The following is a 12484-nucleotide window of genomic DNA, read 5'->3' on the forward strand; positions in this document are numbered from 1 at the left end:
CGCCTATGCGTTGGCGGCGATCCGGATCGTGTCGACCTGCACGATGGCGCGTTTCCAAGCTGCCGCCAATGGTTTCGCGCCTAATGTCGGCGTCCGACCAAAATGCGCGTGAACGGGAATTTACGAAACGCGAAGCGAGTCTGCGTCGTTCGGCAAGTTGATGTGGATCAGGCGCGGTCCGGCCGTTCGGGACGGATAGCGTCATGAGCGTACGCCCGATCCGCCGCCGACCCGTGCAGGAGCAGCTTCATGAACGACTATAAGGATGTGTTGGCGGGCAAATGCCCCTTTGGCGGCGACCGGATCGGCGGCGCCTTCACCAGCAGACCGACGCTGCAGGACTGGTATCCCAACCGGCTGCGGGTCGAGCAGCTCCACCGAAACGGTCCGCGCGCCAATCCGCTAGGGCAGGATTTCGACTATAAGGCGGCGTTCGAGGCGATCGACCTTCAGGCTTTGAAGGCGGAGATCAAGGCGTTCCTGACGAGTTCGGTGGCGTGGTGGCCGTGCGACTACGGCAATTACGGGCCGCAGATGATCCGTATGGCATGGCATGCCGCCGGTACCTATCGCATCGCCGACGGGCGCGGCGGTGCGGGCGAGGCGTTGCAGCGGTTCGCGCCGATCGACAGTTGGTGGGACAATGGCAACATCGACAAGTCGCGCCGCCTGATCTGGCCGATCAAGCGGAAATACGGCGACGCGCTGTCTTGGGGCGACCTGATGGTGCTGACCGGCAATTGCGCGCTCGAGATCATGGGTTTCCCGACGTATGGTTATGCTGGCGGTCGGCATGATGCGTGGGAAGCGGACGACGCGACCTATTGGGGGCCGGAGGTCGTCGACATGACGACGGTCAAGTCCTTCGACGAAATGGTCAATCGCGACGCGCGCTGGCGCGGCAAAAACGGCGAGGCGGATTATGACTTGGAGCAGCCGCTAGCCGCGACGCATCAGGCGCTGATCTACGTCAACCCGGAAGGCCCCTATGCCAACGGCGATCCGATGGGATCGGCGCGCGACATTCGAATCGCCTTCACCCGCATGGCGATGAACGACGAGGAGACGGTGGCGTTGATTGCCGGCGGCCACGCCTTCGGCAAGAGCCACGGTATGGTTAAGGCCGACCGGATCGGCGCGCCGCCGGAAATGGCGCCGATCGAGCAGATGGGTCTCGGCTGGCACAATCCCGAAGGCACCGGAGCAGGCGAATTCACCATGACCAACGGGATCGAGGGCAGCTGGACGCCCGATCCGACGACATGGGACAACAGCTACCTGGAAAACCTGTTCAAGTTCGAATGGGAACAGACGAGGAGCCCGGCGGGCGCTTTGCAGTGGACGCCCGTCAACAAGGACGCACCGCACACGCCGGACGCGCATATCGCGGGCAAGACGCACCCGCTGATGATGATGACCAGCGACATCGCGCTGAAGACGGATCCCGTCTACCGTGAGATTTGCCAGCGCTTCCTGGCCGACTTCGACTATTTCACCGTCCAGTTTTCCAAGGCGTGGTACAAGCTGACCCATCGCGACATGGGGCCCAAGGAGCGCTACCTCGGCGACGAGAAAACGATCGAGGACGATCTGCTGTGGCAGGATCCGATCCCGCCGGTCGATCACCCGCTGATCGACGCCGCCGATATCGCGGCGCTGAAGCGCACGATCCTCGATAGCGGCCTGTCGGTGTCCGACCTGGCGTTCACGGCCTTCTCGGCGGCATCGACCTACCGCCACAGCGACAAGCGCGGCGGCGCGAACGGCGCGCGGATCGCGCTGGCGCCGCAGAAGGACTGGGCGGTCAACCGTCGTACGGTATCGGTGATCGCGCGGCTGCGGCAGATCATGGCGGATTTCAACGGCGCGGCGGCAGGCGGCAAGAAGATTTCGCTCGCCGACCTGATCGTGCTCGCCGGTTGCGCCGCCGTGGAAAAGGCGGCGGCGGATGCCGGGATGGCGATGGAGGTGCCCTTCGTGCCGGGCCGGATGGATACTGACGATGCGCGCACCGATGCCGACAGCTTCGAATGGCTGAAGCCCGTCGTCGACGGCTTCCGCAATTATGTCGACGACCAGTTCGACAGCATCACCGGCGGGAAGCTATCGCCCGAGCAACTGTTCCTCGACAAGGCGAACCTACTGGCGCTGAGCGCGCCGGAGTGGGTGGTGCTGACCGGCGGCCTGCGCGCGCTTGGTGCCAATTGGGACGGATCGGATACCGGCATCTTCACGAATCGCGTGGGCGTGCTGACCACCGATTTCTTCGATGTCCTGACCAGCATGGACTATGTCTGGGCGAAGGCCGACGAGGCGGGCCATGTCTTCACGGTCAACGACCGTGAGGGTGGTGCTCCGCGATTCAAGGCGACGCGCTGCGACCTCATCTTCGGCGCGAATTCGCAGCTGCGGGCGATCGTCGAGGTCTATGCGGCCAAGGGCGGCAAGGAGCGGTTCGTGCGCGACTTCGTGAAGGTGTGGGACAAGGTGATGATGGCCGACCGTTACGACGTCCATCCGTAAGCCGGCATGCCGGGCGGTCCCGCGCGGGACCGCCCGGTCGCGTCACCCGACGGTCGTCCCGGCGAGATGGCCGATGAGCGCGGTGGCCGCCATCGCGAGAGCGCCCCAGACGAAGACGCGAAACGCCCCGCGCATCTTGTTCGCACCGCCCGCCGCCGCGCTGACCGCGCCGAGGATCGCCAGCGTGATGAGCACGCCGATCGTCACCATCGGCAGCACGATTGCATGGGGTGCGAGAATCGCCAGCGCGACCGGGACCGCGCCGCCGACCGCGAAGGATGCGGCGGACGCCACCGCCGCCTGAATGGGCTGCGCCGCGCCGGTGTCGGTGATTCCCAGTTCGTCGCGGGCATGCGCCGCCAGGGCGTCGCGGGCGCTGAGTTCGTGCGCGACCTGCCGCGCGGTTTCCCAGCTGAGCCCGCGGGCGTGGTGAATGGCGGCGAGTTCGGCTTCCTCGCCCGCAGGGTCCGCGGCCAGTTCGGCGTGTTCCTGCGCGAGGTCCGCCGCCTCGAGATCCGCCTGCGAGCTGACCGACACATATTCGCCCGCCGCCATCGAGAACGCGCCGGCGACGAGGCCGGCAAGACCCGCGATAAGGATCGCATGCCGTTCCGCACCGCTTGCGCCGACGCCGACGACGAGGCTGGCGGTCGACAGCAGGCCGTCGTTCGCGCCGAGAACCGCGGCGCGCAGCCAGCCGGTACGGTTGATCCGGTGCTTTTCCCGATGACGGGCCATCCGCGTTTTCCCTAATCCGGCACCATGCCGCATGGCGCGATACCGTATCTGCCCGCGGTTGCGTAGCGCTTGGTCAGAATCCGTCGTGGAGCCGGACGGCGAAGACGTTTGCCGGCCCGCGATCGCGATTGTACCCGGGATTGGTGACCAGCTGGTAATCCAGCGTCACGGCCAGGCCGTGATGCGCGGCGATCTTGTAATACGCCTCGCCGATATATTCCGCGCCCGGATGCGGTAAGCGCCCGTCGCCGATCAGCACGCCGATGCCGCCTGCGTCGAGATAGGCGCGATGGGCCGCGCTGATGCCGTTGACGATCACGACCGCGCCGATCGTGTCCGCCGCGCGGCCCCACTGCGCGCCGCCGATTGCCATGCCGAGCTGCGCGGTCCGATCGATATCGGTGAAGTCATAGGGTTCGATCGAACCATCGGCGATGCCGGCGCGGGCGAAGATGCCCAGCGTATCGCTAACCGCCTGTTCGGCGTTGGCCGCGATGCCCGCGCGTGTCCGGCGCCGCCGCACGCTGGCGGTGTCGACCGGATCGATGGTTAGCGCGCCGCGCGCCAGCGCCTCGTCGAAACGACCGAACCGCCCGCGGTTCCGGAACACCGTGACGCGCACCGCGCCCGGCAGGCCGGCGATCGTATGGCGATGCTCCACCTCCGCGTCGAGCTGGTACTGGCCGAACCGCCGTTCCAGCGTTTCGCCGTTGGGCACCGTCGACAGGTTGAACGCGCCGAGGCGGAGCGTCCATGGCCCGCGATACCATTCGGCGGCGATCCCGGTCGAATAGCCCCAGGCGTCCGCGGCATAGTCGAAGCTGCCCGTGTCCACCGCCGACCAGTTGAGGAAATCGCCGCGCGGGTCGTGCGCGTAGCTGTTGGTGTCGAACACGTCGCCGACGCCGAACTTGCCCATGGTCAGGACGAGGCGATCCGTCGTCCGCGTGCCCGCGAGCTGGTTGGCACTGCCGGAGACGGCCTCCTGCGCGCCGCCAAGACCGATCGTCTGGCGGAAGAACAGCCGCTGCAGCCGGACATAGGGTTTGGTGCGTCCGACCTTATAGGCTTCCGCGCTGGGAAAGCCGGCGACGCCGAGCGTGTTGGACAGGCCGAAACCCTGATCGACCTCCGGATTCGCCCATAGCTCGCCGCCCCGCCAAGGACGCACGCCGGCGAACAAGGTGACGTCGATGGTTTCCCGCGCCTGACGCGGGGTCAGGCTGTTGGGGCCGCTGTATGGGGAGGGGAAACCGGGCGTCGCCTGGACGACGTAGGTCGCCTGGCCGTGGACGGCCACCGTCTCGTCCGGTGCCGTGGTGGCAGGCGCGGCGGGTGCGGTCTCAGTCGGCGCGCGATCCTGGACGTCCGGCGCGGTAGCCGCTGCCGGCAGCATCGGGCCGGCGAGCGCCCACGCGCCCGCCAGCAGCGGGATGATCCGGTTCATGACATTCCCCCTGTCGTGAAAAGGTTACAGCTGATGCGTCAGCGCGAGATGAACGATGCGCACGAGGACGAGACCACCCGCGACGACGAGATAGAGCCGCAACGTGCCGAGCCACAGCCGCTCGCCGCGGCCGAGCACCAGCGGCGCGAGGCGCTCCAGCGGCGGCATCCGCCAGGCGGCCTTGCCAGCACGGTCGATCGCGGGCGTCGGCGTGCGCGCGACGAGGCGCTGGACCAGCCATCCGGCGAGCGCGACGACGGAGCCGCCGCCCAGGATCGACAGCATCGCCCCCGCACCGAGACCGGGAAAGATCACCGAGGCGGTTAGGATCACCGACAACAGCACCAGCCCGCGATCACCGCGCCGGTGAACAGGTTGAGCCACGGCCCGTTGCGCCACGGACCCAGCACGGCCTCGTCGTTGCACAGCAGCAGCAGGAAAACGGTCGCGCTAGGCAGCAGCACGCCGGCGAGCGACTGCACCGCATTGGTCAGCAGGCCGAGCGGTGTGCCCGGCACCAGCACCAACGCGGCGGCGATCGCGATCAGGCCCGCGTAGACACCATAGAAGGCGATCGATTCGCGCGGCGAGCGATGCAGCGAGTGACGGATGCCGAGCGTGTCGCCGATCGCATAGGCGGTGCTGAGCGACACTGCCGATGCGCCGATGATCGAGGCGTCGATCAGCGCGATCGCGAACAGCACGCCCATCACATGCCCGCCATGCGCCGCGATCCCTCGCGCGACCGCGCCGGCGTCGCTGAACTGCCCAACCAGCGGCGTGCCTGCGAAGGCGGCAGCGGTGAAGGCGGTCATCGCTACCGCACCGACGATCACCACGCCGATGCCGATCCACAGGTCGATGCGGCTGTACGTCATGAACTGCGGTCCGATGCGCTTGTCGATCAGGTAGCTCTGCTGGAAGAACAATTGCCAAGGCGCGACGGTGGTGCCGACGATCGCGATGATCAGCAGCATGACGTCGGAAAGCTGGCCCTGTTTCGGCAGGCCCGGCACGACCATGTCGCGTAGCACGTCGTGCACGGGCGGATGCATCGTCAGCGCGATCGGGATCAGCAGCAGCGATCCGAAGACGAGGATCATCATGAATCGTTCGAACCGGCGGAAGCTGCCCGTGCTCGCCGCCGCGACGATCAGCACCGCGGCCGCGGCGACGCCCGCGACCTTCGGCACGCCCAGATAATCGAGGCCGAGCGTGATGCCGATAAACTCGGTGACGATGGTGAGCGCGTTGAGCAGGAACAGGTCGACGACGCTGAACGCGCCCCAGAAGCGGCCGAAGCGCTGGAAGATCAGCCGCGCATGGCCGACCCCGGTCACAGCGCCGAGCCGCAGCACCATCTCCTGGTTCACGTAGAGGACGGGGACGAGCAGCAGCAATGTCCAGAGCAGCGACGTGCCGTAATTCTGGCCGGCCTGCGTATAGGTGCCGAATGCGCCGGCATCATTGTCGCCGACCATCACGATCAGGCCGGGGCCGAGAATCGCGGCGAGCGTCGCGAGGCGGCGACGCCACCCGCGGCGGGCGCCGGTGTCGGCCTGGGCGATCGTGCCGAACGCACCGACGATGTCGCCGGTGTGGGCGCTGTCGAGATGCGCCGTGGCGCTATGCGCAGCGGCGGGACGCACGGCGGAATAATCGCCGCGCGCGATCAGGGCATGCTGGTTCATGGCACGAACTCCGCGTGCATGGGACAATCGAACGGTGGTGCGAAGGGCGGCGGCAGTCAGGCCGCGGCGCGTCGCCGGGCGTCGCGCGCGTCGGGGCGGCGCGCGGCGAGGCGGATGCGGCGGCTCAGCGGCTCGATCTGGCGGACATGGACGTGCCGTTCGACACGCAGCAGTAACAGGGTCATCGCGACCTCCTTCATCGGAATTGGGAAAAGCGTGGTTTTCCGATCCCGGAGGTCTGCGGCACCGTGGTTCAGACGGTGGGCGCGTGCTCCCCGATCGGAACACGTCCTGCGAACGGGATCAGCGGAGCAATGCTCCTACTGTCGCCCTCGCTGGACATGGTGGTAGATCGGGGTTCCATCGTCGTCCTTCGTCAGGCGCCCGTGGGCGCGTTGCGCATCGAATCGCGGATCTTCACCGTGTCGATGGACGCCGCATACCCATCCGGGGTATAGGATCAAGTGTAAAAGCGGTCATCATAAAGGAGCGGGTCGCGGCGTGAGCCATATCGAGGCGGAAAAGAAGAAGCTGCTCAATCGGCTGAAGCGGATGCGCGGTCAGCTGGAGGCGATCGAGCGCGCGGTCGAGGAGGACCGGGAGTGTACGCGCGTGCTGCAACAGGCGACCGCATGCCGCGGCGCGCTGGACGGATTCATCGCCGAGGTGATCGAGGACCATATCCGCGCGCACCTCGTCGACCCGGCCGCCCCCGCGGACAGCGCGCAACGCGCTGCGGCCGAGGAACTGGTCGACATCGTCCACGCCTATCTGACCTGACGCCGGCGTGGGAGGCCGGCAGTATTTGCGCTTTGCGCCGCCGCCAGCCTGATCCATGCTGCGCACCTGGCCGGAACGAGCCGGGGAGGATGCGGTATGGCGATCGACGAGGCGGATTACATCGTCGTCGGTGCGGGGCCGGGCGGATGCGCGGTCGCCGCGCGGCTGGCGGCGGCGCGGCCCGACCGGACGGTGATGCTGGTCGAGGCGGGGCCGGCGAAACCATCGGTCCTGTCCGACGTGCCACTGGGCATCGCGGCGCTGGTCGGCCGGCGGGGCGCACACAATTATGCCTACGAAACCGTGCCGCAAGCCGCGCTGGACGGCCGGCGGGGGTATCAGCCGCGTGGGCGTGGGCTGGGCGGTTCGAGCCTGATCAACGCGATGATCTACATCCGTGGCCAGCCGCAGGATTATGACGGCTGGGCAGCGGCCGGGTGCAGCGGCTGGTCGTGGGCCGACGTGCTCCCCTATTTCCGCCGGGCAGAGGATAATGCGCGCGGCGCCGACGCCATGCACGGCGAAGGCGGGCCGCTGCGCGTCGAGGACCTGCGTGAGGCGAACGCTGCGACGCAGGCGTTCCTGGCCGCGGCGCGTCAGGCCGGCTATCCTGAGAATCCCGATTTCAACGGCCCGGTGCAGGAGGGTGTCGGCCCGTACCAGCTGTTCCAGAAGGCCGGGCGGCGGTTCAGCGCGGCGCGCGCCTATCTGGGCGAGGCGGGGCGCTATCCCAATCTGATCGTCCGCGCCGACACGGTCTGCGCGGGTGTATCGTTCGACGGGCGGCGGGCGACCGGCGTGCGGTTGCGGCAAGGCGACGTCGAAACGAGCGCGAGGGTACGCGAGGAGATCGTCCTTGCCGCGGGCGCGTTCGGTACGCCGCAACTCTTGATGGCGTCGGGTGTCGGACCCGCCGCACATCTGCGCGCGATCGGTATCGCCGTCGTCCACGATGCACCGGAGGTCGGCGCGAACCTGCAGGACCATGTCGATTACACGACCAGCCTGCGCGCGTCCGCGGACGGGTTGTTCGGGCTGAGCCCTGCGATGATCGTCCGCACGCTGCGTGCGATCGGCCCGTGGCGGCACGAGGGGCGGGGTCTGCTCACCACCAATGTCGCGGAGGCGGGCGGATTCGTGAAGAGCGATCCGGCGCTCGACCGGCCCGACCTGCAGCTCCATTTCTGCGTCGGGATGGTCGACGACCATGGCCGCAAGTCACGGTTCGGTACCGGCTACTCGCTGCACGTCTGCGCGCTCCGCCCGCACAGTCGCGGCAGCGTGACGCTGGCGAGCGCGGACACGCGCGTGGCCCCGGTGATCGATCCGCGCTTCCTCAGCGACCCACGCGACATGGAATTGTTGGTCCGGGGGGCGACGATCGCGCAGCGGATCCTGGCGCAACCCGCGCTCGCGCCGCTTGGCGGGCGTCCGCTGCGCGGCAGCCTGCACGATGATGCGGCCGCACTGCGGGCGCTGATCCGCGCGCATGCCGATACCATCTATCATCCCGTCGGCACGTGCCGGATGGGCAGCGATGCGGCGGCGGTCGTCGATCCGCAGTTGCGCGTGTGCGGCATAGACGGCTTGCGGGTCGCGGATGCATCGATCATGCCCGCGCTGGTCAGCGGCAACACGCAGGCGCCGACCGCGATGATCGGCGAGAAGGCCGCCGACCTGATCCTGCGCCGCAACGCGTCCGGCCCGATCGATCGGCCTGCTGGATGACGGGCTTTTACCGGCGCGAGGGATCGACCGTCCCGTAACCGCCGCCACCCGGAGTCTCGATCGTCAACCGGTCGCCGGCGGCGAGCGTGACCCGATCGACGCCGTGCAGCGTCTGCGCGCCGCCGTCTGCACGGTCGACCCGCTGCGTGCCAGGCGCGCCGTCCTTGCCGCCGGCAAGGCCGAAGGGGGCGATCGTGCGGCGCGAGGAAACGATCGTCGCGGTCATCGGCTCGAGCGCGGTGATCGCGCGGACGACGCCATCGCCGCCGCGGTGCGCGCCGCCTCCGCCAGAACAGCGCCGGACCGCGAAACGGTCCAGCCGGACGGGGTAGCGCAGTTCGAGGATTTCGGGATCGGTTATCCGCGTGTTGGTCATATGCGTGTGGACTGCCGACGCGCCGTCGAACCTGGGCCCTGCGCCGGCGCCGCCGCAGATCGTCTCGTAATATTGGTAGCGGTCGGTGCCGAACAGGAAGTTGTTCATCGTCCCTTGTGCGGCGGCGCAGGCGCCCAGCGCTCCGAGCAGCGCGTTGCACGCCGCCTGGCTCACCTCCGTATTCCCGGCGACGACCGCGCTGCCCCGCGGGGGCGACAGGAACGAGCCTTCCGGAATGACGATGGTGAGCGGCGCGAGACAGCCTTCGTTGAGCGGCAGATCCTCGCCGACCAGGCAGCGAAAGGCGTAGAGCACGACCGCACGCGTCACCGCCGGCGGCGCGTTGAAATTGCCGCCGCTCGCCGCGCCCGTGCCGGTGAAGTCGATCGTCGCGACACGGTTTGGTCGGTCGATCGCGACGCGGACGCGCAACGGGGTGCCATCGTCCATCGTATAGTCGAACGCGCCGTCCGACAGGCGGTCGAGCACGCGGCGGATGCTTTCTTCCGCATGCGCCATGACATGGCCCATATAAGCCGAGACGACCGGCCAGCCGCGCGCGGCGACCAGCGCGCGAAGCTCCGCGATTCCGGTCGCGTTGGCGGCGAGCTGCGCCTTGATGTCGGCGACGTTGGTGTCGGGACTGCGCGCCGGATAGGGCGCTTCGGCAAGCAGCCCGCGAAACGCGTCCTCCCGGAAAACGCCGCCGTCGACCAGCAGGAAGTCGTCGATCACGACGCCCTCGTCCGCCAGCGTGCGCGAGTTCGGCGGCGTGGAGCCAGGCGTGAGCCCGCCGATGTCGGCATGATGGCCGCGATTGGCGACAAAGAAGCGGATATGCGTCGCCGTGTCATCGAACACCGGCGAAACGACGGTGACGTCGGGCAGGTGCGTGCCGCCGTTGAACGGGTTGTTGAGTGCGACGACGTCGCCCGGCTTCAGCGTCGCGCCGCGGCTGGCGATCACCGCGCGGACGCTTTCGCCCATCGCGCCAAGGTGGACGGGGACGTGCGGCGCGTTGGCGATCAGGCGCCCGTCCGCGTCGAACAGCGCGCAGGAGAAGTCCAGCCGCTCCTTCATGTTGACGCTGCTGGCGGTGTTGCGCAGCACGACGCCCATCCGTTCCGCGATGCCCATGAAGCGGGTGTTGAACAGCTCGAGCTGCACGGGATCGGCGACGGCGGGATCGGGTTCGACGCGTGCCGGCGCGCCCGTATCGACGAGCAGCAGCGCGCCGCCGTCGTCGACCGTCAGCGTCCAGCCGGGTTCGACCATCGTCGTCGCGATCGGCTCGCGGATCAGCGCGGGGCCGGCGATACGATCGCCGGGGCGAAGGCCGGCGCGATCGTGGATCGGCGTCGCGTACTCCGCACCGCCCGTCCACACGCCGACGACCGCGACCGGGTCGGGCAGGGGGCCGCCGCGCGGCGGCAGCGGCAGCGGCGCGACCGGCGTGCCCGACTGGATCGCCTCTACGACGACGCTCTCGACGATGACGTCGCGCGATGGATCGGCGAAGCCGAAGCGCGCCCGATGCTGTGCCTCGAAGTCCGTACGCATCGCCGCGTCATCGGCGAAGGGGACGGCAAGCGCGGTATCGGTGCCCGAATAACGCAGGTTGATCGTGGCGACGCGCCGCGCGTCCGCGCCGACCTCCGCCGTGGCGGCATCGCCCAGCGCCGCAATTACAGCGTCGAGCGGCGTGCCGAGCGGCCGTTCGACCGAGCGCTGGCGGATCGCGATCCGGTCGGCAAGGCCCATGCCATAAGCGGAGAGCACGCCGGCAAGCGGGTGGATCAGCACCTGCGTCATGCCCAGTGTCTCCGCGACGCGGCAGGCGTGCTGGCCGCCCGCGCCGCCGAAACATTGCAGCGTAAAGCCGGTCACGTCCTCGCCGCGTTCGAGCGCGACGCGTTTGATCGCCGCGGCCATGTGCGCGACCGCGACGTCTAGGAAGCCGTCCGCGACGCGGCGGGGATCGTCGATGCCGGTGGCGATGGCGAGGTCGGCAAAGGCGCGCATCGTAGCCTCCGCATCGAGCGGTGCGTCGCCGTCAGGCCCGAACACCGCGGGGAAATGCGCGGGCTGGATCTTGCCGACACACAGATTGGCGTCGGTGACGGTCAGCGGCCCGCCGCGGCGATAGCAGGCGGGGCCGGGATCGGCGCCCGCGCTGTCCGGCCCGACGCGAAAGCGTGCGCCGTCATAATGGAGGATCGAGCCGCCGCCGGCCGCGATCGTGTCGATCGCCATCATCGGCACGCGCATCTCGACGCCCGCGACCTCCGCATCCAGCAGGCGCTCGAACCGGCCAGCATACAGCGCGACGTCGGTCGAGGTGCCGCCCATGTCGAAGCCGATGACGCGGTCGATGCCCGCGGCCTCCGCTGTCCGCGCGGCCGCGACGACGCCGCCTGCGGGGCCGGACAGGATCGCGTCCTTGCCCTGGAACACCGCCGCGTCGGCCAGCCCCCCGTTCGACTGCATGAAATGCAGCGGCACCCCATCGAGCGCATCCGCGACGCGATCGACGTAGCGGCGCAGCACGGGCGACAGATAGGCGTCGACGACGCTGGTCCGCCCGCGCGCGACGAGCCCGATCAGCGGGCTGACGGCGTGGCTGGCCGACACCTGCGCGAAGCCCGCAGCGCATGCGAGATCGGCGACGCGCACCTCCGTCGCGGGATGCGCCCAGGCGTGGGTGAGCGCGATCGCCACCGCCTCGAACCCCAGCGAACGCTTTGCCGCGAGCGCCGCCGCGGTCGCCGCGACATCGAGCGGCGCGACGATATGCCCGTCGCGATCGATGCGACCGCCGATCTCGATCACGTCGTCGTACAGCGGCGCGGGCAAGCGGATCGCGAGGTCGAACAATCGCGGTCGCGCCTGGTTGCCGATCGCGAGCAGGTCGGCAAACCCCCTGTCGACGACCAGCAACGTACGCGCGCCCTTGCGTTCGAGCAGCGCGTTGGTCGCGACGGTCGTCCCCATCTTAACCGCCGCGATCGCCGCCGTCGGCAGCGGTGCATCATCGCCGAGGCCGAGCAACCGGCGGATGCCCGCCACCGCCGCATCGGCATAACGTTCCGGATTTTCGCTGAGCAGCTTGGCCGTCATCACCGTGCCGTCGGGCGCCCGCGCGACGATGTCGGTGAACGTGCCGCCACGATCGATCCAGAACGACCAGCTCATCGCGCAAAC

The 12484-nt window shown here is 68.7% G+C and carries 9 protein-coding genes; 3 read left to right on the forward strand and 6 right to left on the reverse strand.

Annotated features, from left to right (window positions below):
- Positions 1 to 249 precede the first annotated feature (249 nt).
- Entirely contained in the window at positions 250 to 2523 is a 2274-nt protein-coding gene (gene katG / locus DM480_RS12850) for a catalase/peroxidase HPI (protein ID WP_115379607.1), read from the forward strand.
- Between the two features lie 42 nt (positions 2524 to 2565).
- Here katG and DM480_RS12855 read toward each other — a convergent pair whose 3' ends face one another.
- From DM480_RS12855 to DM480_RS18750, 5 genes are all read right to left on the reverse strand, one after another.
- Positions 2566 to 3261, reverse strand: coding sequence for a VIT1/CCC1 transporter family protein (locus DM480_RS12855; RefSeq protein ID WP_115379609.1), 696 nt, complete (start codon positions 3259 to 3261; stop codon positions 2566 to 2568).
- Positions 3262 to 3334: 73 nt separating this feature from the next.
- Complete coding sequence (locus DM480_RS12860; protein WP_115379611.1) at positions 3335 to 4708, reverse strand: carbohydrate porin; 1374 nt, start codon at positions 4706 to 4708, stop codon at positions 3335 to 3337.
- 24 nt (positions 4709 to 4732) lie between these two features.
- A complete protein-coding gene (locus DM480_RS18550; protein ID WP_232833996.1) occupies positions 4733 to 5041 on the reverse strand; it encodes a hypothetical protein in 309 nt (102 codons plus the stop codon).
- Positions 5038 to 6399 (reverse strand): NRAMP family divalent metal transporter, encoded by a 1362-nt coding sequence (locus DM480_RS12865; protein ID WP_232833997.1) that lies wholly within the window; start codon positions 6397 to 6399, stop codon positions 5038 to 5040. The genes DM480_RS18550 and DM480_RS12865 overlap by 4 nt, the downstream gene beginning before the upstream one ends.
- 56 nt (positions 6400 to 6455) lie before the next feature.
- Positions 6456 to 6584, reverse strand: a complete 129-nt coding sequence (locus DM480_RS18750) for a hypothetical protein (protein ID WP_269801926.1) — start codon at positions 6582 to 6584, stop codon at positions 6456 to 6458.
- Positions 6585 to 6900: 316 nt separating this feature from the next.
- Between DM480_RS18750 and DM480_RS12870 the strand changes: the two genes are divergently transcribed.
- Together DM480_RS12870 and DM480_RS12875 are read left to right on the forward strand one after the other, a co-directional pair.
- Positions 6901 to 7179, forward strand: coding sequence for a metal/formaldehyde-sensitive transcriptional repressor (locus tag DM480_RS12870; protein WP_115379613.1), 279 nt, complete (start codon positions 6901 to 6903; stop codon positions 7177 to 7179).
- A 96-nt stretch (positions 7180 to 7275) separates the two neighbouring features.
- Positions 7276 to 8907 carry a GMC family oxidoreductase gene (locus DM480_RS12875; protein ID WP_115379615.1) on the forward strand — a complete coding sequence of 544 codons (1632 nt, stop codon included), beginning with the start codon at positions 7276 to 7278 and terminating at the stop codon, positions 8905 to 8907.
- A 7-nt stretch (positions 8908 to 8914) separates the two neighbouring features.
- Here DM480_RS12875 and DM480_RS12880 read toward each other — a convergent pair whose 3' ends face one another.
- Complete coding sequence (locus DM480_RS12880) at positions 8915 to 12475, reverse strand: hydantoinase B/oxoprolinase family protein (protein ID WP_115379617.1); 3561 nt, start codon at positions 12473 to 12475, stop codon at positions 8915 to 8917.
- Positions 12476 to 12484: the final 9 nt, after the last annotated feature.

The sequence above is a fragment of the Sphingomonas sp. FARSPH genome (assembly GCF_003355005.1).
GTDB lineage: Bacteria > Pseudomonadota > Alphaproteobacteria > Sphingomonadales > Sphingomonadaceae > Sphingomonas.

What these genes read in the sequence shown, in the direction of transcription:
- katG (WP_115379607.1), top strand. Translation starts at nt 250, where the DNA reads ATGAACGACTATAAGGATGTGTTGGCGGGCAAATGCCCCTTTGGCGGC.
- DM480_RS12855 (WP_115379609.1), bottom strand. Translation starts at nt 3,261, where the DNA reads ATGGCCCGTCATCGGGAAAAGCACCGGATCAACCGTACCGGCTGGCTG.
- DM480_RS12860 (WP_115379611.1), bottom strand. Translation starts at nt 4,708, where the DNA reads ATGAACCGGATCATCCCGCTGCTGGCGGGCGCGTGGGCGCTCGCCGGC.
- DM480_RS12865 (WP_232833997.1), bottom strand. Translation starts at nt 6,399, where the DNA reads ATGAACCAGCATGCCCTGATCGCGCGCGGCGATTATTCCGCCGTGCGT.
- DM480_RS18750 (WP_269801926.1), bottom strand. Translation starts at nt 6,584, where the DNA reads ATGACCCTGTTACTGCTGCGTGTCGAACGGCACGTCCATGTCCGCCAG.
- DM480_RS12875 (WP_115379615.1), top strand. Translation starts at nt 7,276, where the DNA reads ATGGCGATCGACGAGGCGGATTACATCGTCGTCGGTGCGGGGCCGGGC.
- DM480_RS12880 (WP_115379617.1), bottom strand. Translation starts at nt 12,475, where the DNA reads ATGAGCTGGTCGTTCTGGATCGATCGTGGCGGCACGTTCACCGACATC.